The organism is Mesorhizobium bavaricum (genome assembly GCF_056781655.1).
In genome coordinates, this window is the sequence record NZ_CM165566.1 from 4,145,052 (window position 1) to 4,169,673 (window position 24,622).

Sequence of the window (24,622 nt, forward strand, 5' to 3'; positions counted from 1 at the left end):
GCGTAAAGGCTTGATCGCGCAACGCTTCTGACAGCGCCGGTACCGGTTCTGCAAGGGCGCGGCGCAGCAGACGAGCCAACGGCACAAAATCGGTAGAAAGAAAAAAGGCGGGAAATTTCCCGCCTTTTTGTTTGTTGCAGGGGCCGCGCCTTAGTGCAGGCGGCCGCTGGCGTGGGCCAGCATGGTGTAGACCTTGCCGGTATCAGACGTGAGATAGGTCTGGGCCATGATGTTGTCGCGGTCGTTGCGAGAGACATCCTTGAGCAGCTTCTCGAAATCGTCGCAGTAACGGTCGACGGCGGTGCGGAACTCGGCCTCCGCCTGATACTTGCGACGGATCTCATCGAACGTCTGCTGGCCCTTTAGCGTGTAGAGCCGCCGTGTGAAGACGTCACGCTCGCCGCGCCGATAACGGTTCCACAGCTCGATCGAAGCGTCGTGGTCGATGGCCCGCGCGATGTCGACGGAGAGCGAGTTCAACGATTCCACGACATGCAGCGGCGAGCGCTGGGCAGGAGCCGCGCGCGGTGCATCCGCGGGCGCTGCCGGCCTGGCGTCCTCCTCGCGCGATGCCCCGGTCAGGAGATCGCGGACCCAGCCTCCCTGAGGTGTGCGGGCGCCGGCATCGGGACGCTGGCGCGGTGCCGTCTCGGCCGGACGCTCCAGGTCGAGCGTGCCGCGCAGTGCCGCGCCGCCCAACGGCGCCTGAGGTGTGCGCAGCTCCGGCTGCGGTGCCGGTGCGCGGCGCGGTGGCTCGGCAGGGCGTGCGGCCGGCGCTTGTGGCGCTGGGCGCAGATTGCGTTGCTCGGAGGCATCGCCACCACCGCGACCGGACTTCGCAACGATGTCCGAAAGCTCTTTGAGGGCGTTGATCTGCTCGGAAACGGCGCGGCGGATGGCCGAGGTCGATTCCTTTGCCTCTTCCGGCATCTCGATGACGCCCTTCTTGAGCTCGGCGCGGGTAAGGTCGAGCTCGCTCTTGATCGAGCCCGCGGTGCGCCGGATCTCCTCGGTCGCATCGGCGAAGCGCTTGGTTGCCGAATCGACGACATCCGTGATGGCGTTGCGGATCTTGTCGGCCGACTCCATCGTCTTGCCCTCGGCGTTCTGCAGCGTCTGGCCGACGAGGTTTTCGAACGAGCGCATGACCCTTTCGAGATCTTCCGACTTCTTGACCAGGCCGACGGCGAGATCCTCGAGCGACGACTGCCTTTCGAGCGTGTGCTCGAGGTTGCTCTGGGCCGAGCTCAGCAGGTCCGAGGCGCTGGCCAGCAGGCGGCTGTGTTCGTCGAACTTGGTGGCGATCGAAGCAACCTCGCGCAAGGTGGACGACGACAGTTCCGTCAGCCTTGTCGTGTTCGAATCGACCAGCCGTGCCGAGCTGGCGAAGGTCTGCGCGGCTTTCTCGGTGGTGGCGGCGAAGCTTTGTGTGCTGCCGCTCAGGCGTTCGTCGACGTGGCCGAGATTGACCGCGGCCTGCTCGATCAACTGACCGAGCTGCGAGCTGGAGTTGGTCATGCGGCCAATGAGGTCGGCGACACTGTCGGACAGCGACGAGCGGGCGCCTTCGACCGCCGACAAGGTCTCGGCGGTGCGGCTGGCGAGTGCGTTGACAAGTGCGGCATTCTCGCTGCGCAGCTTCTCGGTGGCACGTTCGGTGACCTCTTCCATGCTCTTTTGCAGTTCCGAGCCGCCCTGGGCGAAGCGCTCGACCAGCGGCCGCGCGGTTTCGTCGAGGATCTTGGACATTTCGGCCGAACGCGCCGCGAGCATGGTGTTGAGTTCGCGGGTGTTGGCGCCGATCGTCTTGGCGGCATCGTTGGTGCTCTGGCCGATATGCTGGCCAACCGCGGTGAAGGTCTCCGCGATCACATTGGCGCGCGAGACGAGCTGCGCCTCGGCATTCGACACCTGTTCGCTGATCTTCTGGCCCATCGCCGCGGCAGTGTAGGCGAGGCGATTCTCGACGCCTGAGACCTGCTCTTCGACACGCGCGGCCGCGGCCGCCGCGCTCGATGCGAACCGCTCGTCGGCGCCGGCAAGCGCCTGTTCGATTTCGCGGGCATGCACGGCCATTTCCTGGCCGGTCTGCCTTGCGCGTTCGGCGACCCTCTGCTCGGTATCGGCAAAGGTGCCGACGATGGTCTCGGCATGCTCGCCGATCGTCGATGTGCTGCTGGCGATGCGCGTCACCAGACGCTGATCGGCGTCGTCGAAGATGCGGCCGATTTCCGAGGCACGGCTCGACAGTGCTTCGGAACCTTCCGCGATGCGCGAGACTAGTTGCTGGTCGGCGGCATCGAAGATGCGGCCAAGGTCCGATGCGCGTGCGGCAAGTGCTTCGGCGGATTCGCCGATACGCATGCCGAGCCGCTGGTCGGCACTTTCGAAGTTGCGCAGGATGTCGCCGGCGCGGGCGGCCAGCGACTGTGCGGTTTCGACGGCGCGGGCGACCAGCTTCTGGTCTGCCGCATCGAATGCGCCGGCAATCTCGTTGGCACGGGCGACCATATGGTTGGCGGTGTCCTGGGCCCGGGCGGTAAGCTGATCGGCGGTTTCCTTGGCGCGGGCTGCGATCTTCTGGTCCGCCACGTCGAAGGTGCCGGCGATCTCGCTTGCACGAGCGGCCAGCTGGTCAGCGGTTTCATGGGCGCGGGCCAGCAGGGAGGTGGACGTGTCATCCGCGCGGGCAAGCAAGGTGTTCGACGTATCTTCCGCACGGGCGTGGAGGCGACGATCGGCTTCCTCGAAGGTGCGGGCAATGTCTTCGGCTCTCGCCAGCAGGGCGGCGGAGGTCTGCTCGGCGCGCTCGGCGATCTTGCGGTCGGCGTCACTGAACGCGGCACCAGCCTGCTCATGCAGCGTGCTGGTGACCTCCAGGACCTTCTGGCGCAGTGCGCCGGCAACGAACACCGCACTCTTCTCGAGCACGGCGCGGACGTTTTCGACGCCTGTCGAGAGCGCACGCTCCATGGTGCCGGCACGCTCCTCGATGACCCCGGTCTGGCGGCTGAACGCCTGCTCGATCTTCTCGACATCGGCGGCGATAGCCGCGGAGATATCAGTGCTTCTTGCCGCGATCTGGTCGATATGACCCGACAGCGAGCGGTCGACGTCCTGGCGGGTCTCGGCGAGCTTGCCGAGATCGTCTTCCAGCGCGCGGGCCAGCATATTGCGGCCCTCCGATAGCTTGCCGACATGTCCGGCGATGACCTCGTCGATATCGCTGCGGCTTGCGGAGAGCTTCTGCAGGTCGGCTTCCAAAGCGCGCTTGAGGATATCGCGCCCTTCGGCGAGCTTCTCGACCTGACCGGCGACCAGTCCGTCGATGCTGGAACGGCTTTCGGCCAGCTTGGCGATATCGTCTTCGAGCGCCTTCGACAGGGCTGAACGCTCCCCGACAAGTCTTTCCGCGTGGCTGTTGACCATGCCGCTGACGTTTTCGAGATCAGCCTCGAGTGCCCGGGCGAGTTGTGCCCGGTCATCGACCAGTTTCTGCGATTGGTCGGCAACGGTGCTCTTGATCGCATTGAGGTCGGCTTCCAGCGCGCGCCGCAGGATGTCGCGGCCTTGCGACAACTTCTCGACCTGACCGGCAACCAGCCCGTCGATGCTGGAACGGCTTTCGGCCAGCTTGGCGAGGTCGTCTTCGAGCGCCTTCGACAGGGTCGAGCGCTCCCCGACAAGCCGTTCCGCGTGGGTGTTGACCAGACCGTTGACGTTTTCGAGGTCGGCCTCAAGCGCCTTCGACAACGTCGAGCGGTCCTGTACAAGCCGCTCGGAATGGCTGTTGACCAGCCCGTTGACGCTTTCGAGATCAGCTTCGAGCGCACGGGCGAATTGTGCCCGATCCTCGACCAGTTTCTGCGACTGGTCGGCAATGGTGTTCTTGACCGCGTTGAGGTCGGCTTCCAGCGCACGGCGCAGGATATCGCGGCCCTCCGACAACTTCTCGACCTGGCCAGCGACCAGCCCGTCGATGCTGGAACGGCTCTCGGCCAGTTTGGCGAGGTCGTCTTCGAGCGCCTTCGACAGGGTCGAACGATCCTGAACAAGCTTGTTCATGTGGTCGGCGATGACGCTGTTCACATTCTGCAGGTCGGTTTCCAAGACACGCGAAAGCTGCCCGCGGTCCTCGGCCAGCCTTTCCGACTGGCTGGCGATGACGCCCTTGATCGTGTTCAGATCGGATTCCAGCGCGCGCTTGAGAATGTCGCGGCCCTCGGCGAGCTTCTCGACCTGTCCGGCTACCAGCCCATCGATGCTGGACCGGCTGTCGGCCAATTTGGCAAGGTCAGCTTCGAGGGTCTGCGACAGCAGGCTGCGATCCTCGGCCAACCGTCCTGAATGGCTGTCGATCAGGCCGCGTATGCTGGACAGATCGTTGTCGAGCGAATGGGAAAGCTGCGTGCGGTCGTCCGCCAGCTTGGCGGAATGGGCTTCGATGAGGCTATTGATGCCGGCGATATCGTTTTCCAGCGCCTTGGCGAGTACCGCGCGGCCCTCGGCGATCTTCTCGACCTGGCCGGCGACGAGACCGTCGATGCTGGCGCGGCTATCGGACAGTTTGCCGAGATCGGCTTCCAAAGCGCGCGACAGGATGTTGCGGCCCTCGGCGAGCTTGCCGACATGACCGGCAACCATTTCATCAATGATTGTACGAGCTTGTACCAATTTCCCGGAGTCTTCGTTCAAGGCACTGGAGAGCCTGTTGCGACCTTCTTCCAGCCTTTCAAGATGGCTGCCGAGCGACGCATCGATGGCTGCCCGTGATTCATTGACCTTGCGCAGATCCTCTTCGAGAGCGCGCGAGATCAGGCTGCGGCCTTCGGCCAGTTTCTCGACCTGGTTGGTCACCGCCGCATCGATGCCGGCGCGGCCTTCGTCGAACTTCGCCAGGTCTGCCTGCATGGCCTCGGCCATGCGCTCGCGGCTTTCGGTAAGCTTGCGGCTGTGGTTTTCGATGGCTTCCTCGATGCCGACGCGGGCGTCGGCGAGCCGCTGAATGTCGCCATCGAACGAACGCGAGACGACATGACGCGCGGCTTCCATGCGGCCGGCGAAGTCGCTGGCGCGGGCTTCGAGCATGGAGGAGGTCGAAGTGACGATGTCGGCCATGTCGGCGCCGATCTGGGTCTTGCCCTGATCGATCATCGCCGACAGCGCGTCCTTGCTCTCGGCAAAGGTGTGGGCGATTTCGCGCGCGCGCTCGACCAGCGTCTCGTTGATCTGGCGGGCGCGGGCCTCGAGTGCCGCATTGAGCTTCTGCGTTCCGGTGTCCAGCGCTTCGGCGCGGGTCTGGAATTCGCTGATCAGCGTCTGGCCGCGTTCGGCCAGCGTCCGCTCGATGCCGTTCAGGCTTGCTTCGAATTCGGAATTGAGGGTGCGCGCGGCACCGCCAAGCAGAGACACCATGCCGTTGGTGCGATCGTCGAGCAGATCGGTCAACGACCGTGTCAGCCCGTCCGTGGTGTCCGTCAGTTTGGCGATGCGGGTGTCGAGAAGGCTCGCGAAGGCCTCGCCCGAGGTCGATAGCTTGTCGGTGATCGTATCGAGCCGGCCTTCCACCGAATCGAAGATCGACATCGAGCTTTCGTTGATGCGGTCAATGAGCGTATCGCCGGAATTGGTGATCGTCATCGACAGCTTGGTCGACGCATTGAGGATGCTGTCGCGGATGATGTCCGAGGCAGCGCCGATCTCATCCTTCAGCGTCTCATGCGCGCCGGTGATCGAGGCGCGGACGCGCTCGGCGTGGCTGACGACGGCTTCGCGCTCGCTGCCGAGCCCGTCGACCAGCGAACGGATGCGGGATTCGTTCTCCGAATAGGAGCGCTCGATCTGGTTGACCTCGCTGTGGACCAGCGTTTCCAGTTCGACGGCGCGGGCAAGCGTCCGCTCGATGCCTTCGCCCATGGCGGCCACCTCGCGACGAACGGCCTGGCCGATCATCATGACGCGATCCTGGGCAAGGTTTTCCGGCTCGGTCAGGCGGAAGGCCACTTCGGTCATCGACTGGGCGGCAATGCGCATTTCCTGGGCGCGGCGGATCATTGCCGCGAAGGCCCAGAACAGGATGACGGGCACGATCGCCGCAACGACCAGGCCGATCAGTTCGGGACGGGCAAGAAACTGGTCGAGGGTGCGGATTCTCCAGATGCTCGGTCCGAAAAGGAGATTGGCCAGACCGCCTGCGCCGGCGAACCAGGCGAGCGAGACAAAGGCAACGACCCAGTAAATGGTGTTCGAGGCACGCCTGTTGAGGCCGTGCAGGAGCGTCTTGTAGTCCTTCTGGCGATCGTCGTTGGCCGGCGCGAAACCGGCCGGCTGGGCGCCATTGCGCGTTTCCACGGGGCGCAACTCGGCTGGCTTGGCCTTTGGCGCTGGGTTCTCGGCCTGGCTCTGATTGACCGCGGGTGCCGGCTTCTCGTTGCGTCCCTCGCGCGCCAGTTCGTCGGCGGCCTGGGATATCTGCGCTTCCAGGTCTTCCATCGAGGCCGCGATGTCGAGGTCGCCGTCGCCGGTGTCGCCGTTGAGGTCGAAATCAAGCGCCTTTTCCAGTTCCCTGGCCACGTCGTTGTCGAGAGTTCTCGTCGTCGTTGGTTTCTTCGCCATGCCTTCTACCCTGTACTAGCTGCCGCGGGCTTATAATTTTGTTTGTCGTACCCCGCGCAGGAGGCTGAAAATGGACCCCTCGTATCGTAATGACACAGGGGGGTAAAGAAAACATGCATTCCGCGAGATACGTAAAACTTTAAATATAAGGTTAACGGAACCGTGATTTGGGCGCCGCTTTCGCAACATTTTTCCCGGCCATTCATTAACCCGTTGTCCATTGGAATCGCCTAGGTTTTTGGGCGATCGAAGAAAACGGAGTTCGAGTTCATGCGTGGCGAAAGCGGCATTGCCTTCTCAATGCCCGGGGGCGACGTATCCGGACCCAGGCGGTCACGGCCGGTCGATTTGGCACATCTTGCCCGCCAGACCATGGGCGATCGCAGCCTCGAGCAAGAGGTACTGGCGCTTTTTGTACAACAGGCGCTGTCGGTGCGCGACAAAATAGTCGATGCCGACATCAAGGACCGGCTTATGCTGGCACATGGGCTGAAGGGTTCGGCACGGGGTGTCGGCGCCTTTGCCATTGCCGATTGCGCCACCGAGATCGAGCACCAGCCGGAAGACAACCAGACGCTCAGGCGGCTTGGCACGCTGATCGACGAAGTGCGCGATTTCATCGCCGCCATCAATCGCTGAACCCGGTTTGTGGAAAAACGTCACCGAGCGGCGCTTTCGCGCGGCAGTTGACTTGTCTGCCGGAGTGATTATCTCGGGCGAGACTCCCTTCAGGTGACAAATGACCAAGCTGACTTTCATCGCCCATGACGGCACACAATTCGACATGGACGCCGAAAACGGCTCGACGGTCATGGAGAACGCGATCCGCAACGCCGTCCCTGGGATCGAGGCGGAATGCGGCGGCGCCTGCGCCTGCGCGACCTGCCATGTCTATGTCGACGAGGCATGGACGGCGCAGGTCGGCGAGCCGGAAGCGATGGAAGAGGACATGCTGGACTTCGCCTATGACGTCCAGCCGAACTCGCGGCTCTCCTGCCAGATCAAGGTGCGCGACGCACTCGACGGTTTGGTCGTGCGGGTGCCGGCCCGCCAGGGCTGAGACTCCGCTTTTTTTGCCGGCTGCTGCTTGGCAGCGGGGGATTGCTCATGCAGTGTCACGCGGTTTCCGCTACGCGCGTCCTCTTGGACGTGCAAAGGACGCTGTAGCACTTGTTATTTGGCGCATGATCCTTTCCGAAAATCGATTCCGATTTTCGGGGTCATGCGCAGCGAGGCGCATCGCATGACCGACATCACCAAGACAGACGTCCTCATTGTCGGGGCAGGGCCGGTCGGCCTGTTTGCCGTGTTCGAGCTCGGTCTGTTCGACATGAAGTGCCACCTGATCGACATCCTCGACCGGCCGGGCGGCCAATGCGCCGAACTTTATCCGGAAAAGCCGATCTACGACATTCCCGGCTGGCCTGCGATTTCGGCGCAGGGTCTGGTCGACAAGCTGCTCGAGCAGGTCGCTCCGTTCAAGCCTGAGTTCATCCATAACCGCATGGTTTCCAGTCTTGAAAAACTGGAGGACGGCAGCTTTCGCGTCACCACCGACGAGAATGAGGTGTTCGAGGCCAAGGTTGTGGTGATTGCGGCCGGCGGCGGCTCCTTCCAGCCCAAGCGGCCGCCGATCCCGGGCATCGAACCCTATGAAGGCAAGAGTGTCTTCTATTCGGTGCGCAGGATGGAGGATTTTCGCGGCCACGACCTTGTCATTGTCGGCGGCGGCGACTCCGCGTTGGATTGGACGCTGAACCTGCAGCCGGTGGCGAAGAGCGTGACGCTGGTGCACAGGCGGCCCGAATTCCGCGCCGCGCCCGACAGCGTCAACAAGATGTATGCCATGCAGGAGATGAAGCAGCTGGAGTTCCAGGTCGGGCAAGTGACGGGACTGACCGGCGCCGACGGCCAACTCTCATCGGCTGTCATCAAGGGTCCGGACGGCGATGTCGAGGTGCCCTGCACGCGTATGCTGCCGTTCTTCGGCCTGACCATGAAGCTCGGTCCGATCGCGGAGTGGGGGCTCAATCTTCACGAGAACCTCATTCCGGTGGATACCGAGAAGTTCCAGACGTCGGTGCCCGGCATCTTCGCGGTCGGCGACATCAACTGGTATCCCGGCAAACTGAAGCTGATCCTGTCGGGCTTCCACGAGGTGGCGCTGATGGCGCAGGCCGCCAAGCGCATCATCAGTCCCGGCGAGCGCATCGTGTTCCAGTACACAACCTCGTCGACCAGCCTGCAGAAGAAGCTCGGCGTCGTCGACTGAGCCGCTGGACGGCTCAGTGTCGCCTTGACAGCTATTCCGCCATCACCGGCGCATGCTCGGCGTGGCCGCGAAGCGGTATTTCCGGCATCAGGCCGAGTGCGACCAGCGCCATGATCAGCGTCGCCGCGGCGACAAGGAAGATCATGACGAATGGCGCAGCCGAAATAGCCTGTCCGACGGCCAGCGTGCCTTCACCGGCAAGCGGCAGGCCGTAGCCGAGGGCGACAGCGCCGAGCATGGCGACGCCCAGCGCGCCGCCCAGTGAGCGCAGGAAGGTGAGCACGCCGGTTGCAACACCAAGGTGCGAGCGGTCGACGGCGTTCTGGACCGATACGGTGGCAACCGGGAAGGTCGTCCCGCTGCCCAGACCGATGCAGATCGTTAGGATCTCGACGACCAGCAGCGAGGCGTGGCCGGCGACAAGAGCGAGCAGGCCGAGGCATATTGTGGAGAAGAGCACGCCCACCATCGCGATCCGCTTGTAGTGGGTGAAATGCTGTAGCAAGCGCCCGCTGAGTGTCGCGCCGGCCACAGTGCCAAGCAGCAGGCCTAGCATCGCCAGACCCGACGAGCTGACGGAGAGACCGACGATCGACTGCAGATAGACAGGCAGGTAGACCGCCAGACCTATGTTGGCGGCCTGCAAAAGGAACACTGACAAGGTGCCGGCGAGAACGACTGGGTTGCTGAGCACCTCGAGCGAGATGAGCGGTTCAACGGCGCGCAGCAGACGCAGTGCGAAAGCAGCCCAGAAAACCGCCGACACGGCCAGCAGCCCGAAAATTTCGCGCGAAAGCCACTGATATTCGCTGCCGCCCCAGTTGAGCGCCAGCAGCAGCAATGCCGTAGCCGCGACAAGCAGCAGCGCGCCGAGGCCGTCGATGCGATGCTGCTTTGCGGCGATCGGCAGCTTCTTGAGCGGCTTGTTGATGATCGCCATGGCCAGCAGGCCGAGCGGAATGTTGATCCAGAAAATCAGCGACCAGTGGAGATGTTCGGCAAAAGTGCCGCCGAGCAGCGGCCCGGCGATGCTGGCGACAGCCCAGGTGCCGGAGATCCAGGCAGTGTAGCGCGCCCGCTCGCGTGGCGGAACGAGGTCGCCGATGACGGTCTGCGTCAGGGTGAACAGGCCGCCACCACCAGCGCCCTGGATCGCCCGTCCGACAACCAGCACAAACATATTGGGGGCCAACGCGCTGACCAGCGATCCCAGGAGAAAGATCAGGATCGCTGCATATACGGTTGGCCGGCGGCCATAGACGTCAGAAATCTTGCCATAGAGCGGCGCCATGGCGGTCGCGGTCAAGAGGTATCCGGTGACGATCCATGGCAGATATTGTGCATGGCCGAGCGCATGCCCGATGGTCGGCATGGCAGGTGCTACGATGGTCTGATCGAGTGCCGCCAACAGCATCGACAAGAGCACGCCGGCGATGATGGCGTTCTTTTCGGCTTCGGTCAGCGGCGTGCCGGTTTCCACCATCGTTTGCTTGTCGACAGCCTGGTCCATGATCGTTCATCCGTAAAGTTGCGATTGACCGGCCTTGCTCGGCCGTTCCGGTCTTTTGACCATTTCGATCGCTTGGCGTTTTGAAGCCCGCCCCTGGCGAGCCTGATATATGTCGTCCCGTATAGGCCGATTTCGACAGGCGCTCGAAAGTTTTTCGAGGCTGGCATTACGCTTCGGCGACTTTGGCTTTCGCCGGCGCCGCTTGGCTTTCGTGTCAGGTGGGCGGCAGCTGACCGCTCTCGATTCGTTCGATGCGATAGCGCAGCAGCCTCAGGATGCGGCTTTCGAAATTGACGCTTTCGACACGATCGAACTGCAGCTGAGCCTGGTCATGCCTGGCAAGAACGGCCGCGGTGATTTCGGCGGCCTTGGCCTTGGCGGCATCGCAATTCTTTTGCGGGTAGGTGGCTTTCAGGGTTTCTTCGAGTTCGCGGCCATGGTTCTTGGCAATCTCGACATGGCGCTCCTCATGGCGCTTGATGTCGGCGGACAGCGTATCCCAGAACAACCTGACATCGGCGTCGGCCTTGCGTGGGCGGCGCCACTCGGGAAGGATCACCTTCACCTTGACGGTCACCACGGCGTCGGCGATCCGGCAGGAGTTCGGTGTCTGGGCATAGCTGATGCGGGTCGTGAAGGCCATCTGCGTGGCGCCCGGGTGCCGCCCGCCCGTGCTTTTCACCTCCGGCCCGCGTTTGGAGAGCTGTGCCTCGATGTCGTCGAGCGTGCTCCCGCCAATGGCGAAATAGCTGTACGTCTTGACGAGATTGGCCGCACCGGCCGGGATCGCGGTCACGGCAAGCAGCTGCGCACAGAGCAGGGCTGGTTTCACGCCAAGCATGGATCGTTTCATCATGTTGCCTCTTCGACCACCTTGCTTTACGGCCGTTGCCGGCGCAACGGAATTGATCCGCTGCGGATCACACATCGTTGATGAGCCTCTTGGTTGATGAGCCCCATGGTTGCTGAACAATGACGGCCAGGCGATGGCAGTTGGCGCATGGACGCCATCTCGACCTTGGCGGCAAAGCCGTGGTCGTCGGCATCCTCAATGTCACGCCCGACAGTTTTTCCGACGGCGGTCTGTTCGACGCCCCCGAAAAGGCGCTGGCCCAGGCACGGCGCATGATGGCGGAAGGGGCACGGGTCGTCGATGTCGGCGGAGAATCGACCCGTCCCGGTGCCGCCGCGATATCGGCGAGCGAAGAACAGGCCCGCATCCTGCCGGTGATCGAAGCGCTCGCGAGCGCCGGCGAGGTGCTGATTTCGGTCGATACCTATCGCGCGGACACCGCCCGGCTCGCGGTGGCCGCCGGCGCGCATATCGTCAACGATGTCTGGGGTTTGCAGCGCGAGCCTGACATAGCCCGCGTCGCCGCCGACACCGGCGCCGGGCTTGTCATCATGCATACCGGGCGAGATCGCGCGAAGCTGGCGGACGTGATTGCCGATCAACTGGCGTTCCTGCGGAAGTCGCTGGAGATTGCCCACCAGAATGGCGTTGCCGACGACCGTATCGTGCTTGATCCCGGCTTCGGCTTCGCCAAGGAGACGGCGGAGGAAAATCTCGACCTGATGGCTCGCTTTTCCGAACTCAAGGCACTCGGCTTGCCGCTTATGGCCGGTACTTCGCGCAAGCGCTTCATCGGCACAGTCACCGGCCGCGATGCGGCTGACAGAGGTGTTGGAACAGCGGCGACCAGCGTCATCCTGAGGCTGAAGGGCGCCAATCTGTTTCGCGTCCATGATGTCGCATTCAACGTGGACGCATTGGCGCTCGCAGATGCTATGCTGGCGCGTCAAACCGACTGGGCGAAAGACTGAGCGATGTATGTCATCCGCATGAAGAATTGCGCCTTCTTTGCCCGGCACGGCGTGCTGGACGAGGAGGAAAGGCTCGGCCAGCGCTTCTATGTGGATGCCGCTCTTACCGTCGACCCAGGCCGGGCGCTTGTCGAGGATTCGATCGAGGACACGGTCAACTACGGTATCGCTTTCACGGTGATCGAAAAGATCATCACGGGGCAGCGCCGCTTTCTGATCGAGTCCCTGGCGCTCGAGGTCGCCCGAGCGCTCACGGCGCGTTTTCCGCAGATCAAGAAGGCCGAGATCACGGTGCGCAAGCCAAACGCCCCGGTGCCCGGCGTACTCGATTACGTCGAGGTGACCGTTGTCTGGCCCGAATAGCACGGTCTATCTCAGCCTCGGCGGCAATCTTGGCGACCCGGCAAAGTCGATGGGCGCGGCGTTGCGCATGCTGGATGGCGACGCGGATACGCGTGTCACCGGCGTTTCCTCGCTCTATCGCACGCCGCCCTGGGGCAAGCTCGATCAGCCGGACTTTCTCAATGCGGCTGCCAAAATTTCCACCGGACTTCAGCCACGCGCCTTGCTCGACCTCTGCCTCGATGCCGAGCGCAGGCTGAAGCGGGTGCGTGAGGAGCGCTGGGGACCGCGGCTGATCGACATCGACATTCTGGTGTTCGGCGAACGCGTCATCCATGAGACCGGACTGGAAGTGCCGCATCCACGCATGCTGGAGCGGGCCTTCGTGCTGGCGCCACTGGCCGAGATCGCGCCCAGCCTGATTGTCGGTGGTCGCAGCATCACCGACCGGCTGGTCGCCGTCGACACTTCTGGCATCGAACGATTGCCATCCGGCCGGGACTGGTGGCTGGTCTAGGTGCGTTGATATTCAGGTGATGCCGGCCTGCAACGGTGAGTTCCTGCGCTGCTTGGAGCGAGGCGGCAAAGGGATCTTTTAACCGGAGAAGCCGCCGCCATCCAGGAACGTCTGCTCTTCCGGTGTGGTCTCGCGGCCAAGCATCCTGTTTCGGTGCGGAAAACGGCCGAAATTCTCGATGATGTCGCGGTGCTCGACAGCGTATTTCAGATAGGGCTCCGCCCTGGCCTGCGTCAGCCCAACCGATAAATGCTGGTCGGCGAGCAGTTCGGAATGCTCATACGGCAGATAGAGGAAGACGCGGAGGTCCTCGTCGAGCGCCAGATCATGGCCAGCCGCGATCGCCTTTGCGGCGAAATATCTGGCGAGCGGATCGGTCGCGTACATATGGCCGGTGCCGCGAAAGCAGTTCCGCGGAAACTGGTCGAGCAGGATCATCAGCGCCAGCGAGCCTTCGGCGTGTGCCGACCAGTCGTCGCATTCACGCCGCGCGGCGGCGTAGTGCAGGTCGAGAAAGCGGTTGCGGAAGTCGGCATCGAATGCCTCGTTCTTCTCGAACCATGCATCCTCGCTTGCATCGCGCCAGAATTTGGTGACCGAGAGGGCTCTGCTGTCCAATTCCATGCATGGTTCCTTTGTTCAATCCGCGGGTTCGGATTTGTGCAGAACACCAGCCGTCTCTTCATTAAGTGCCTGGCCGGTACGGCGCGGTTGGGTGAGGGGTGTGGGAATGGGCGTGCCGATATTGCCCCTCAAGAAGCGTTGTCCGGCGCGAACGCCTTCGGCGAGCTGGGTTTCGAAACGGGCGGTATCGCGGCGCCGCACATCCTCGATCACCTCGGCGACGTCTTCGGGATCGACGCCGAGCGATTCCAGCGCCGAGCCTCCGAAAACCAGCGCCGATTCGAAGGTTTCGCGCAGCTGGAAGTCGACGCCGGCACGAATGAGCTGCAGCGCCGTTCCGCGGTCGAAAGCCCGGGCCAGCACGGTGAGCAACGGGAATTCGGCCTTGATCAGCAGGGCAATGCGAACGGCCACATCAGGCTTGTCGACGCAGATCAGCACGGCGCGCGCCCGGCCAGCACCCGCTGCGCGCAGGATGTCCAGCCGCGTGCCGTCGCCATAGTAGACCTTGAAGCCGAAATCGGCGGCCGCCTGGATCATCTCGACATCGTTGTCGATGATCGACACATCGATGCCGCGCAGAAGCAGCGGCTGGCTGGCGATCTGACCGAAGCGGCCGAAGCCGATGATCAGCACGCTGCCGGTCAGGCCATCGGCGACGTCGACGCCGTCGAGCGACTGCTCGTCGCGCGGCGTGAAATACCGCAGCGCGATGATCGCCAGCGGCGTCAGCACCATCGAGATGATGACGATGGCCGTCAGGGTCGCGTTGGCCTGGTTGTCGATGATGCCGACCGCAGCGGCCGCCGAATAGAGGACGAAGGCGAATTCGCCGCCTTGCGCCATGAAGACCGCACGTTGCAGCGCTTCTCGATGGCCGGTTTTCAGGAGGCGGGCGACGATGTAGATGCCGAACGCCTTCATCACCATGTAGGCGACGACATAGATGGCAATCAGCCGCCAGTTCGCGACCACCACATGCAGGTCGAGCGACATGCCGACGGCAAGGAAGAATAGGCCGAGCAGGATACCGCGGAAGGGTTCGATGTCGGCTTCTAGCTGATGACGGAAGGTCGATTCCGACAGCAGCACGCCGGCCAGGAAGGCGCCCATCGCCATCGACAGGCCGCTGAGCTGCATGGCGAGCGCCGATCCGAGAACGACCAGAAGGGCCGCGGCTGTCATCACCTCGCGGGCACGGGCATCCGCCAGGATGCGGAAGAACGGATTGAGCAGGTAGCGTCCGGCCAGCACCAGTCCGACGATCGCGGCAAGGCCGATGCCGACTTCGGTGAACCGCTCCGTCAGGCTGGTATCTGCCCCGCCGGGCGCCAGAAACGCGATCAGGGCCAGCAGCGGCACGATGGCCAGGTCCTCGAGCAGCAGGACCGACACGATGCGCTGACCTTTCGGCTCGGCGATTTCACCGCGTTCCTCGAGAAGTTGCATGACGATCGCCGTCGAGGTCAGCACGAAGCCGGCGCCGGCGACGAAGGATTGCGAGATTGGAAACCCGCCCGCCACGCCAACAGCGGTCAGCAAGACCGCGCAGACGCCAACCTGCAGCGCGCCGAGGCCAAAAATCTCGCGGCGCAGGCCCCACAGCCGTGACGGCTGCATCTCCAGCCCAATGATGAACAGGAACATCACCACGCCGAGCTCGGCGACGTGAAGAATGGCTTCCGATTCGGAAAAGACGCCGAGGCCGAACGGACCGATCACCACACCGGCAGCCAGATAGCCGAGAATCGAGCCGAGGCCCATGCGCTTGAAGATGGGAACGGCGACAACGCCGGCTGCAAGCAGTGCCACCACCTGGACCAGATCGCTGCTCGATGCCTCTACCGCCATGCCGCCATTCCGCTCGTTTGAGGACCGATTCCGATTTCGGAGGTCTGTGACAAGCGGCGAAGATAGGGGCTTCGGCGGGGATCGAACAGCCCGAATCAGGATCACCGGCGATGTTGCAGGCGCGTTACACAAGTTGACGCCGGGACCGCGTTGCATCTTGCCACAATCGAAGGCTAAGGACGCTCGGCTTCGGCCATGGAGGGTGAGCGACGATCAAGTCGAGCCCTTTTGAGGAGATGACTGACATGAAGAAGTTTTTGTTTGTTGCCGTCGGCCTGGCGGTGCTTGCCGGTTCGGCTTGCTCGAAGGCGCCTGAGTGCACGGCCGAGATCGCGACCAAGAAGGCGCAGGACATGGCTGCCGCGCTGCAGGAAGCCATCACCAAGGACCCGTCCAAGGCAGCTGATCTGACGGCCAAGGTGCAGGCCGTGACAACAAAGTATCAGGGCGCCACGACGGTGGCCGACGCCTGCAAGGCCTATGACGAGGTGACGGCCGCGATCAAGGGCTAAGCACCTGATTTCGACCGATTTGAACGAGGCGGCGACCGGTGGGTCGCCGCCTTTCTTGTCTCCAGAGCGGTTCATCGGTTCCTGGAACGCTGAACCGCTCAATCTTTTCGTGTGACGCAATTTTTGGACGGAAAACCGTTTCACACTTTTCCTGGAATTGCTCCAGGGATCGATGATTGTTCAGTTCGGGGCGATAGAGCCGACTTCGACGGCGTCGACGCGCTTCAGGCTCATGCCGATCACCGGTACCAACTGGTCGTCGACGCGCACCGCAATGGTCACCGTCATTGAATTGTCGTCGGGGATGCGGGCCTGCATGACGCCGCGCAACTGGTTGCGATTGATGGTGAAGACCACCTTGCGGGCGTCGACGACATTGCCGCCAATGATGTCGAGGCCGGAGCCTGTCGCGCCGCCCATGAAGCTGCCCTTGTAACCTTCGCGGCCCTGGCGCTCTATCTTGGCCGACATCGGCTGGGTGAACATGCCGACCCGGCAGCCACCGTCCAGCGACATGCCGACCTTGCCGTCCGGTGTCGAGCCGGTGAAACTGCAGTTGAATTTGGTGCCCTTGTACTTGCCGGCGACGATTTCGCCGGGACCGATCCATTTGCCTTCGGCCGACTGGAAGAACTGCTTGTCCGGTTCCGCCGCGGAAGCCGCTCCGGCAATACCGACGACTGCCGTGATCACGGTTGCCAGGGGCAAGACGCTGGACAGAATTACGCTTTTCATCGACGACACCCGGCAACAAAGAGGCTGTTTGGAACCCGTCTGACCATGAACAAGATTGGTTAATGCTTCGTCACTACGGGGCCGCCACAAAGCAGGCCGGCAACAATTCCGAAGGTCCAAACATTGCCGCCCGGCTTACTTGCCGGATGGTGTCGTTTCAACATCTTTCCTGGTTGCAAACGAGGTCAGCGCCGAGAGGAAATCGCCCAGTCCCGGACGTTTCGCGGCGCTGAAGGGCAGGGGGCGTGCCGTCTCCATCGCCGCGATTCCGATGCGCGCCGTCATCATGCCATTGACGACGCCCTCGCCAAGCTTGGCCGAGAGGCGTGCCGCCAGGCCGTGACCGACGATCTGCTGGACGAAACTGTCGCCGACGGCGATCGAACCGGTGACCGCCAGATGCGCCAGCACGCTGCGCGCCAGGCGGAAGAAACCCAGCGTTCCCGGTCGTCCGCCATAGAGCTCCGATAAGCGGCGAATGAGGCGTCCGGCCTCGAACACGACATAAGCGACATCGACGAGCGCGCGTGGGCTGACCGCCGTCACCAGCGAGACGCGCTTGGCGGCTTCGAGGATCATCACCTTTGCCCTGGCATCGAGGGGGCCGAGAATTTCGGCTTCGGCCAGGCGCACCAGATTGCCGCCGTCGATGATTTCGCCGCGCAGTTCGGCCAGTGCGCGCCGGCCGGCTGCGGTCTCGGGCTTGGCCGCGACAAAGGCCGACAACTCGTCGACCACCGATCGTGCCGCCTTGGGATCGTCGCGTGCAATGGCATCGAGCGCCCGTTTCTGCAGCTTTTCGACTTCGGCGAGGCGGGCGATTGCCAGGAACTCACGGATCAGGATGACCAGAAGTGCCAGCATGGCGATGGCCGCCATGCCGGCGGCCAGCCAGCCCAGCCATTCAGCGCGTACAAAGAGGTCACGGATGAGCTCATCGGTCCACAGGCCGACTGCCAGCGAAACCAGCACACCAAAGGCACCGAAGAAGATGCTGCCGAGCAGTGACCGCCTTCTGGGCGCGATTGCCGGCGGCGGCTCGGCCGCGACGATGTCAGGCTCGTCGAAGACATCGACTTCCGCCGGAATGACCATCGCGACATCGCTCTTCATCGCCCGGGGCTTCCGCTGGGCGTCCGCCTGGGCACGGATGCCGGCCTGGGCTGGGCGCGCCTCTGGCGCCTTTTGTCTTGGTGCGACTTCCGGCTCGATGCGAAATGCGGCCGGCTTGCGGGGCGCGGTCATGCCAGATGATCTCCAATCAGGAACTGCAAGGCACGGTCGAGCCGGATATGCGGCAGCGACAGCGTGACACCTTCGGCCGTGCGTTCGAGCTTTGGTGGACGGAAACGAACGAAGCGGATTGCCGGATCCACGGAGTCCTGCTTGTGATCGGGTCCGGAAATATCGAACACAGCATCAATATTCTCCGGTAAGTCGCCGGGAAATATTGCCGTTTCCGACTTTCCATCGAATGTTTCGCCATTGATCTTCTCGCCGGCGATCGGCGTGCCGATGATGACGGGAAGCACCTCTCGACCCTGCTTGACGGTGCCTTCGCGCGTCGCGCGCACCGCCGCCATGGCGACCACATCGACATCGGCGCCGGTGAAATTCGCCCGTGCCACGGCGCGGTCGGCAAGCCGCCGCACGATCGCCTGCAGGCGATCGTGGCTTTCGTGGTGCAGATGGTCGGCCTTGGTCGCGGCAACCAGTATGCGGTCGATGCGCCGCGAAAACAGGTCGGTGAGGAAGCTGCCGCGGCCGGGACGAAAACAGCTGAGGATCTCGGTCACCGCCCGCTCCAGGTCGGCCATGGCACCGGGGCCGGCGTTCAGCGCCTGCATGGCGTCGATCAGCACGATCTGGCGATCCAGGCGTGTGATGTGTTCGCGGAAGAACGGTTTGACGACATGCGTCTTGTAGGCCTCGTAACGCCTGTCCATCATGGCGTGTAGCGACCCTGGACGCGGACGCTTGTCGCCGAGCCCAGCGAGGGGCGCGAAAGTCAGCGCGGGCGAGCCTTCGAGATCGCCAGGCATCAGGAAGCGGCCGGGCGGCAAGGTCGAAAGCGCCCGCTCGTCCAGCTTGCACGCCTTCAGATAGGCAGCGAAGCTTTCGGCCAGGCGGCGCGCCGTCATCTCGTCGGCATCGGCGTTCGTGTCGATCTGCGCCGACAACGCCCGCCAGGCCTGCGACAGGTCCTCGCGCACCGGCAGAACTGCCATTTCGAAGGCTTCGCGGGAAAAATCGGCGAAGGATTTGCCGAGCAGCGGCAGGTCGAGCAGCCATTCGCCGGGATAGTCGACGATATCGACCGACAGTTTGCCGGAGGAAAACATGCGGCTCCAGCCGGAGGCCGATTCATATTCGATGGTCAGCCGCAATTCCGAAATGGCGCGCGTCGAATCAGGCCAGGCGCGGTCGTTGACCAGGGCGGCGATGTGATCCTCGTACTGGAAGCGCGGCACGGCGTCGTCGGGCTGCTGTTCGAGGAAGGCGCGCGCGATGCGTCCGGATTTCTGCGCCTTGAACAGCGGCAATCGCCCGCCATGGATCAGATTGTGGACAAAGGCCGATATGAACACCGTCTTGCCGGCGCGAGACAGGCCCGTGACACCCAATCGCATCGAGGGAGAGAAAAGCCCGGTGGCGCGGCCCGAGAGCGTGTCGAGGGCAATCCTCGCCTCGTCGGTGAAGGTGGTCAGCGATGATGCCAAAATATGATCTCTCGGGCCTCGGTTCGTCCGATATAGGCTCTGGACCCCGGCTTTGAAATGCCTTCAGAGATCGGCCGGCGTCAGGAACGCTTCGAGATAGCCGGCGCCCTGGGCGGCTTTTGTCAGATCGCCGTCGAAGCGGACGACCGCCAGGCCGGTCGTCGGGAACCCATGATTGAGCGTTGCCCGCGCCGTCTCGTCGCCATTGCCCGAAACCGCCATGGCGAGATCTTCCGTCATCGGGTTGTGGCCGATAACCAGTAACGAACCGGATCCGCCATTGTCCCGGATCAGCCTGAGGTAACCGGCGGCGTCCTCGCTGTAGAGCGAATCGAAGAACAGGACCCGGCCTGTGTCGGTCTGGCCGGCCAGGCCTTCCAGCGTCTCTTTCGCGCGTTTGGCGTTGGAGCAGAGGGTCAGGTCCGGAACATAGAAGCGGGACCGCATGGCGGCGCCCATCATCTCTGCATCCGCGCGGCCGGATGCGTCGAGCGGGCGATCGAAATCGCGCATGCCGGGCAATGCCCAGCCGGCCTTGGCATGTCGTAACAGATAAAGTGTACTCACCCAACCTCCGCTCACGCCGAATGCCGAAGCTTCCAGGATTAGTCACGAGAAGGGCGCTGCGCACAATGGCCGTGTTCATCGAATACAGCGAATCACCCATGGTGCGGTGCCGGAAGAGGGGTTTGTGCATCGGCCCGAAGATCACAGCCGATCTTCGGGAAGCATGTTGCCCGGGATTCAAAGTGTCGCAGCGTAGTTTGGTATCAAAACGACTGTGCGCCGTTGCAAAGGCGCCCGCCACCGCACATTAACAATTGCGTGAGACAGCCGCCGATTGCGCTTGTGCAGGCGCCGGACCGCGAATATATAGGCGCCAAATTTGGGGCTGTTTGGGTGAGTCGAATGAACGACATCGTTACCGCCGATTACGTACCCTCCGAGGACGAGCCGTTCATGAACGAGCGGCAGAAATCTTACTTCCGCCTAAAGCTCGTCACCTGGAAGAATGACATATTGCGCGAAGCGCGCGAAACACTCGAAATTCTGCAGCAGGAAAACGCCAACCACCCCGATCTTGCCGATCGCGCCTCTTCGGAAACCGACCGCGCCATCGAGCTCCGGGCTCGCGACCGTCAGCGAAAGCTCATTTCGAAGATCGATTCCGCCCTGCAGCGCATCGACGAAGGCACCTATGGCTATTGCGAGGAGACCGGCGAGCCGATCGCGCTGAAGCGGCTCGATGCGCGTCCGATCGCGACATTGTCCATCGAAGCGCAGGAGCGGCATGAGCGCCGCGAAAAGGTCTATCGCGACGACTAACGCATCGCCCATGGGCTGCGCTCAAGGCAGTTTGCGGCGATGTTGATGTTGAAATGGCCGGTTTTCCGGCCATTTCTGTTTGGTGCGCCATGCCTCCGTCTGAACAAACCAAGGCACGCGCAAGATCCCTGACCGGTCGAATTTCCCGGCTGGCGGGCAGATCAGAATCCAATCATCTCTTCTGGCTGGAGAGTTCGCCCAGAAGCTTTGTCATTTCATCGTCGAGCGACGGCGGTGCCTTCGCCTCTGGTTTGCCGGCCGGGGCGCTCGAACGGGGCTGGTCAAGCGACACTTCGAGTTCCTTCATCAGTGTATCGTCGACGGTGTCCTGCCTTGGCTGCGGCGGTGGCGCGTGCCTGACGGCATTGGCATTTGCGGATCCATAGGCGGGCAGCGGCGTGACATTGGTCGGCTGGTAACTTTGCGACTTCGGTGCTGGTGGTGGCGCCGGCGTTGTTTGGCGCGGGCGGGCGGGCTGCGCCGTGTTCACCGGCTGCGGAGCGGGTGCCTGCCTCGCCGTCTGCGCAGCGGGTTGAGATGCACGTGGCTTCGCCACCGGGGCCGCGGTGGCCGGGGCCGGCTGCAAGCCGCCGTCGCCGGTCAGCGCCGGTCGGCGTAGCGCCGAAAGCCGGATGTCACGTTCGACAACAACGTCGGTCGGGCCGCCGATCAGAAGCAGATGTTCGATATCATCGCGGCGTATCAGCACCAGCCGTCGATGGCTGTCGACGGCGGTGGCGTCCATGACGGCCAGCCGCGTCTTGCGATTCCTGCCGCCTGCAACAAAGGTTCCGAACGTCAGATTGCGCACGAGCTTGATGATGACGAGAACGATGACCAGCAGGACGAGCGCCGCAAACGTCCACAACAGTGCTGCGGCATAACCGGGGCCCGCCACGCTATCCAGCCATTGCATTGGTTTTACCTGATTGCCCTTGGAAGTGACGCGACACTAGACCGTTGCGGCAGGCCACCGCAAGTTGCGTTTCGCGCTTGATGAACAGCTTGAAAACTCCGAAGGCCGGAAGACATCATTTTTATCTGACATTTGCCGCCCAGGCCTTTTCCGGACTAGGAGAATGTGATTCAACCCGATAGGGGCGGGTGTCGGAACACCGGAATTCACGAGCAGGGGGCACATGGCCAAGGAAGCGCGCGGCGATTTCTATCCGGTACCGATCGTCGACCAGAATACGCGACCGGGCGCGGTTACCCGGCTCATTATTTTCATCGTCGTTCTGACCGGCGCCGCCATCGTCTTCGGCCTTTTCCGCGAGCGCCTCGGCGACCCGTTCCTGCTCGGCATGCTCGGTGTGCTGGCGATGATCGGTGTCGGCTTCCTGTTCGCCACGGCGATCGGCTTCGTGCAGATCACGCCACGCTCGACGGGTGACGAATTGTCGAAGGCGTTCGTTGATTCGATGTCGCAAGGCCTTCTCGTCACGGACACCAAGGGTCGCGTCGTCTACGCCAATCGGGCCTATGCCGATATGACCGGTGCGACGTCGGCGGCCGACCTGAAGACGGTCGAGGGATTGCTCTCGGATGTCCCCGAAGCCTCGGTGACGATCTATCGGCTGGCGTCGGGCTTGCGCGACGGCCAGCCGGGCGACGGCGAGTTTCGGCTGGCGCAGTCCATTCGGCCGGGCGCCGAGCCGGGCGCCCGCTGGTACCGGGCGCGTGCCCGCGCCTTCAGCGTTCCGGGCCAGCGGCTGCCGATGCTGGCCTGGCAGCTTGCCGATATCTCTCAGGAGCGGGCCGAGCAGGAGCGTTTCTTCCTCGACCTGCAGAAGGCGATCGATCACCTCGACCACGCGCCAGCCGGCTTCTTTTCGGCCGACCAGGACGGCCGCGTCACCTACATCAACGCCACGCTTGCCGAATGGCTGGGCATCGACCTCACCAGCTTCACGCCCGGCTCCGTCACCCTGCCGGAGATCGTGGCCGGCGACGGCATGGCACTGGTCCGCTCGGTCAAGGCCGACCCCGGAACGACACGCAACGCGGTCATCGATCTCGACTTGACGACGATGACGGGCGAAGCACTGCCGGTGCGCTTCATGCACCGCGTTTCGGCCAGCCGCGAAGGCCTCAACGGCCCGACGCGCACGATCGTGCTCAACCGCACGCAGGGCGAGGACGCCTCGGCCGATCTGCGTGCGTCAGAAGTGCGCTTCACCCGCTTCTTCAACTCGACACCGATGGCGATAGCCGGCGTGGACCACAGCGGGCGCATCCTGCGCACCAACGCGCCTTTCCTGTCGCTGTTTTCGTCGGTCGTCGACCGCGACGCCGTCGATCGTCGCGTGCGGCTCGACACGGTCATCCATGAGCGGGACCGGCCGGCCTTCGCCGCGGCTTTCGAAAAGGCGCAGCAGCGGCAGGCCGACATCGAGCCGATCGATACCTTGCTGCCCGGCAACGACGACCGGCACATCCGTTTCTACGTCAACGCGGTTGCCGACGGCACCGGCGGCGAGGGCGCCGAGGAGTCGGCCATCGTCTACGCCGTCGAGACGACCGAGCAGAAAGCGCTCGAAGGGCAGATGGCGCAAAGCCAGAAGATGCAGGCGGTCGGCCAGCTTGCCGGCGGCATCGCGCATGATTTCAACAATGTGCTGACCGCCATCATCATGGCGTCGGACCTGCTGTTGACCAACCACCGCCCGTCGGACCCGTCCTTCCCCGACATCATGAACATCAAGCAGAACGCCAATCGGGCGGCCTCGCTGGTGCGGCAATTGCTGGCCTTCTCGCGCAAACAGACGCTGCGGCCGGAAGTGCTCAACCTGACCGACGTGCTGGCCGATCTCAGGATGCTGCTGGCCCGCCTGGTCGGCAACGACATCAAGCTGAAGGTCGACCATGGCCGCGACCTGTGGCCGGTCAAGGTCGATATTGGGCAGTTCGAACAGGTGGTGGTCAACCTTGCAGTCAATGCGCGAGACGCGATGCCTGCGGGCGGCGACCTCACCGTGCGCACCCGCAACGTGGCCGCCGAGGAGTGCGAGGCCTTTTCCTATCGCGAACTCACCCCGGCCGACTATGTCGTGGTCGAGGTCGAGGATACCGGCAGCGGCATAGCGCCCGACGTGCTGAAGAAGATTTTCGAGCCCTTCTTCACCACCAAGGAGGTTGGCAAGGGTACCGGGCTTGGCCTGTCGATGGTCTACGGCATCATCAAGCAGACCGGCGGCTTCATTTTCTGCGATTCCGAGGTCGGCAAGGGCTCGACTTTCCGCATTTTCCTGCCGCGTCATATCGCGGAAGCGAAAAAAGAGGGCGAGCCCGGCGATGTGCCGGCGGCACCGGCGAAGGTCGCGGATGCGGCCAAGGATCTGTCGGGCTCGGCCACGGTGCTGCTCGTCGAGGACGAGGACGCCGTGCGCATGGGCGGCATGCGGGCGCTGGTGTCGCGCGGCTACACCGTGCACGAGGCATCCTCGGGCGTCGAGGCGCTGGAAGTGTTCGAGGCGTTGGGCGGCAAGGTCGACATCGTCGTTTCGGACGTGGTGATGCCGGAAATGGATGGGCCGACGCTTCTTGGTGAATTGCGCAAGCGCCAACCTGACATCAAATTCGTTTTCGTGTCCGGCTATGCCGAGGATGCATTCGCCAGAAATCTGCCCGCAGATGCGCATTTCGGCTTCCTGCCAAAGCCGTTTTCGCTCAAGCAACTGGCGACGATCGTCAAGGATGTGCTGGAGTCTTAGAACCGCCTGACGTTCTTTCCTTGCACAATGCCGCGACAACGCCATGATTGCGGGTGAAACG

19 protein-coding genes are annotated in these 24,622 nt (G+C 63.3%); 9 read left to right on the forward strand and 10 right to left on the reverse strand.

The window, feature by feature from the left end:
- Positions 1 to 150 precede the first annotated feature (150 nt).
- Positions 151 to 6,615, reverse strand: coding sequence for a kinesin (locus AC1RZR_RS20325; protein WP_481825755.1), 6,465 nt, complete (start codon positions 6,613 to 6,615; stop codon positions 151 to 153).
- Positions 6,616 to 6,885: 270 nt separating this feature from the next.
- Here AC1RZR_RS20325 and AC1RZR_RS20330 point away from each other — a divergent pair, with 270 nt between their 5' ends.
- The 3 genes from AC1RZR_RS20330 (at position 6,886) to AC1RZR_RS20340 (ending at position 8,887) form a co-directional block, all read left to right on the forward strand.
- Positions 6,886 to 7,254: an Hpt domain-containing protein gene (locus tag AC1RZR_RS20330; protein WP_477277264.1), complete on the forward strand. Its 369-nt coding sequence runs from the start codon at positions 6,886 to 6,888 to the stop codon at positions 7,252 to 7,254.
- A 100-nt stretch (positions 7,255 to 7,354) separates the two neighbouring features.
- Positions 7,355 to 7,675 carry a 2Fe-2S iron-sulfur cluster-binding protein gene (locus AC1RZR_RS20335; RefSeq protein WP_095085095.1) on the forward strand — a complete coding sequence of 107 codons (321 nt, stop codon included), beginning with the start codon at positions 7,355 to 7,357 and terminating at the stop codon, positions 7,673 to 7,675.
- A 183-nt stretch (positions 7,676 to 7,858) separates the two neighbouring features.
- Positions 7,859 to 8,887, forward strand: a complete 1,029-nt coding sequence (locus AC1RZR_RS20340; RefSeq protein WP_481825756.1) for an NAD(P)/FAD-dependent oxidoreductase — start codon at positions 7,859 to 7,861, stop codon at positions 8,885 to 8,887.
- Positions 8,888 to 8,918: 31 nt separating this feature from the next.
- Here the strand turns inward: AC1RZR_RS20340 and AC1RZR_RS20345 are convergent, their stop codons facing one another.
- Complete coding sequence (locus tag AC1RZR_RS20345; RefSeq protein ID WP_481825757.1) at positions 8,919 to 10,397, reverse strand: MDR family MFS transporter; 1,479 nt, start codon at positions 10,395 to 10,397, stop codon at positions 8,919 to 8,921.
- A gap of 214 nt (positions 10,398 to 10,611) precedes the next feature.
- Positions 10,612 to 11,253 carry a DUF922 domain-containing Zn-dependent protease gene (locus tag AC1RZR_RS20350; protein ID WP_477277257.1) on the reverse strand — a complete coding sequence of 214 codons (642 nt, stop codon included), beginning with the start codon at positions 11,251 to 11,253 and terminating at the stop codon, positions 10,612 to 10,614.
- Between the two features lie 116 nt (positions 11,254 to 11,369).
- Here AC1RZR_RS20350 and folP point away from each other — a divergent pair, with 116 nt between their 5' ends.
- From folP to folK, 3 genes are read left to right on the forward strand one after another with little or no spacing between them, the layout of a single operon-like run.
- On the forward strand, positions 11,370 to 12,221 hold the full coding sequence (folP, locus tag AC1RZR_RS20355; RefSeq protein ID WP_477277255.1) for a dihydropteroate synthase: 852 nt from the start codon (positions 11,370 to 11,372) through the stop codon (positions 12,219 to 12,221).
- A 3-nt stretch (positions 12,222 to 12,224) separates the two neighbouring features.
- A complete protein-coding gene (gene folB / locus AC1RZR_RS20360; protein WP_056582260.1) occupies positions 12,225 to 12,584 on the forward strand; it encodes a dihydroneopterin aldolase in 360 nt (119 codons plus the stop codon).
- A complete protein-coding gene (gene folK / locus AC1RZR_RS20365) occupies positions 12,568 to 13,080 on the forward strand; it encodes a 2-amino-4-hydroxy-6-hydroxymethyldihydropteridine diphosphokinase (RefSeq protein ID WP_481825758.1) in 513 nt (170 codons plus the stop codon). The genes folB and folK overlap by 17 nt, the downstream gene beginning before the upstream one ends.
- 78 nt (positions 13,081 to 13,158) lie before the next feature.
- Here the strand turns inward: folK and AC1RZR_RS20370 are convergent, their stop codons facing one another.
- Positions 13,159 to 13,704 carry a DUF924 family protein gene (locus AC1RZR_RS20370; protein ID WP_481825759.1) on the reverse strand — a complete coding sequence of 182 codons (546 nt, stop codon included), beginning with the start codon at positions 13,702 to 13,704 and terminating at the stop codon, positions 13,159 to 13,161.
- Between the two features lie 15 nt (positions 13,705 to 13,719).
- The gene (locus AC1RZR_RS20375; RefSeq protein WP_481825760.1) at positions 13,720 to 15,555 is read right to left on the reverse strand and encodes a monovalent cation:proton antiporter-2 (CPA2) family protein; all 1,836 of its coding nucleotides are present in this window, start codon (positions 15,553 to 15,555) and stop codon (positions 13,720 to 13,722) included.
- A 245-nt stretch (positions 15,556 to 15,800) separates the two neighbouring features.
- Between AC1RZR_RS20375 and AC1RZR_RS20380 the strand changes: the two genes are divergently transcribed.
- Complete coding sequence (locus AC1RZR_RS20380; protein WP_379104174.1) at positions 15,801 to 16,067, forward strand: hypothetical protein; 267 nt, start codon at positions 15,801 to 15,803, stop codon at positions 16,065 to 16,067.
- A 180-nt stretch (positions 16,068 to 16,247) separates the two neighbouring features.
- Here AC1RZR_RS20380 and AC1RZR_RS20385 read toward each other — a convergent pair whose 3' ends face one another.
- From AC1RZR_RS20385 to AC1RZR_RS20400, 4 genes are all read right to left on the reverse strand, one after another.
- Positions 16,248 to 16,802, reverse strand: coding sequence for a hypothetical protein (locus AC1RZR_RS20385; protein WP_379104176.1), 555 nt, complete (start codon positions 16,800 to 16,802; stop codon positions 16,248 to 16,250).
- Between the two features lie 135 nt (positions 16,803 to 16,937).
- Positions 16,938 to 18,047: a YcjF family protein gene (locus tag AC1RZR_RS20390; RefSeq protein WP_481825761.1), complete on the reverse strand. Its 1,110-nt coding sequence runs from the start codon at positions 18,045 to 18,047 to the stop codon at positions 16,938 to 16,940.
- Entirely contained in the window at positions 18,044 to 19,522 is a 1,479-nt protein-coding gene (locus AC1RZR_RS20395; RefSeq protein WP_481825762.1) for a YcjX family GTP-binding protein, read from the reverse strand. The genes AC1RZR_RS20390 and AC1RZR_RS20395 overlap by 4 nt, the downstream gene beginning before the upstream one ends.
- 63 nt (positions 19,523 to 19,585) lie before the next feature.
- On the reverse strand, positions 19,586 to 20,089 hold the full coding sequence (locus tag AC1RZR_RS20400) for a SixA phosphatase family protein (protein WP_481825763.1): 504 nt from the start codon (positions 20,087 to 20,089) through the stop codon (positions 19,586 to 19,588).
- A gap of 342 nt (positions 20,090 to 20,431) precedes the next feature.
- Between AC1RZR_RS20400 and dksA the strand changes: the two genes are divergently transcribed.
- Entirely contained in the window at positions 20,432 to 20,848 is a 417-nt protein-coding gene (gene dksA, locus AC1RZR_RS20405) for an RNA polymerase-binding protein DksA (protein ID WP_006202025.1), read from the forward strand.
- 172 nt (positions 20,849 to 21,020) lie between these two features.
- Here dksA and AC1RZR_RS20410 read toward each other — a convergent pair whose 3' ends face one another.
- Positions 21,021 to 21,764: a hypothetical protein gene (locus AC1RZR_RS20410; protein ID WP_477277239.1), complete on the reverse strand. Its 744-nt coding sequence runs from the start codon at positions 21,762 to 21,764 to the stop codon at positions 21,021 to 21,023.
- A gap of 223 nt (positions 21,765 to 21,987) precedes the next feature.
- On the opposite strand from AC1RZR_RS20410, the gene cckA reads away from it, so the two are divergent.
- Positions 21,988 to 24,561: a cell cycle histidine kinase CckA gene (cckA, locus tag AC1RZR_RS20415; protein ID WP_481825764.1), complete on the forward strand. Its 2,574-nt coding sequence runs from the start codon at positions 21,988 to 21,990 to the stop codon at positions 24,559 to 24,561.
- The last annotated feature ends 61 nt before the right edge of the window (positions 24,562 to 24,622 follow it).

What these genes read in the sequence shown, in the direction of transcription:
- AC1RZR_RS20325 (WP_481825755.1), bottom strand. Translation starts at nt 6,615, where the DNA reads ATGGCGAAGAAACCAACGACGACGAGAACTCTCGACAACGACGTGGCC.
- AC1RZR_RS20330 (WP_477277264.1), top strand. Translation starts at nt 6,886, where the DNA reads ATGCGTGGCGAAAGCGGCATTGCCTTCTCAATGCCCGGGGGCGACGTA.
- AC1RZR_RS20335 (WP_095085095.1), top strand. Translation starts at nt 7,355, where the DNA reads ATGACCAAGCTGACTTTCATCGCCCATGACGGCACACAATTCGACATG.
- AC1RZR_RS20340 (WP_481825756.1), top strand. Translation starts at nt 7,859, where the DNA reads ATGACCGACATCACCAAGACAGACGTCCTCATTGTCGGGGCAGGGCCG.
- AC1RZR_RS20345 (WP_481825757.1), bottom strand. Translation starts at nt 10,397, where the DNA reads ATGGACCAGGCTGTCGACAAGCAAACGATGGTGGAAACCGGCACGCCG.
- AC1RZR_RS20350 (WP_477277257.1), bottom strand. Translation starts at nt 11,253, where the DNA reads ATGATGAAACGATCCATGCTTGGCGTGAAACCAGCCCTGCTCTGTGCG.
- folP (WP_477277255.1), top strand. Translation starts at nt 11,370, where the DNA reads ATGACGGCCAGGCGATGGCAGTTGGCGCATGGACGCCATCTCGACCTT.
- folB (WP_056582260.1), top strand. Translation starts at nt 12,225, where the DNA reads ATGTATGTCATCCGCATGAAGAATTGCGCCTTCTTTGCCCGGCACGGC.
- AC1RZR_RS20370 (WP_481825759.1), bottom strand. Translation starts at nt 13,704, where the DNA reads ATGGAATTGGACAGCAGAGCCCTCTCGGTCACCAAATTCTGGCGCGAT.
- AC1RZR_RS20375 (WP_481825760.1), bottom strand. Translation starts at nt 15,555, where the DNA reads ATGGCGGTAGAGGCATCGAGCAGCGATCTGGTCCAGGTGGTGGCACTG.
- AC1RZR_RS20380 (WP_379104174.1), top strand. Translation starts at nt 15,801, where the DNA reads ATGAAGAAGTTTTTGTTTGTTGCCGTCGGCCTGGCGGTGCTTGCCGGT.
- AC1RZR_RS20385 (WP_379104176.1), bottom strand. Translation starts at nt 16,802, where the DNA reads ATGAAAAGCGTAATTCTGTCCAGCGTCTTGCCCCTGGCAACCGTGATC.
- AC1RZR_RS20390 (WP_481825761.1), bottom strand. Translation starts at nt 18,047, where the DNA reads ATGACCGCGCCCCGCAAGCCGGCCGCATTTCGCATCGAGCCGGAAGTC.
- dksA (WP_006202025.1), top strand. Translation starts at nt 20,432, where the DNA reads ATGAACGACATCGTTACCGCCGATTACGTACCCTCCGAGGACGAGCCG.
- AC1RZR_RS20410 (WP_477277239.1), bottom strand. Translation starts at nt 21,764, where the DNA reads ATGCAATGGCTGGATAGCGTGGCGGGCCCCGGTTATGCCGCAGCACTG.
- cckA (WP_481825764.1), top strand. Translation starts at nt 21,988, where the DNA reads ATGGCCAAGGAAGCGCGCGGCGATTTCTATCCGGTACCGATCGTCGAC.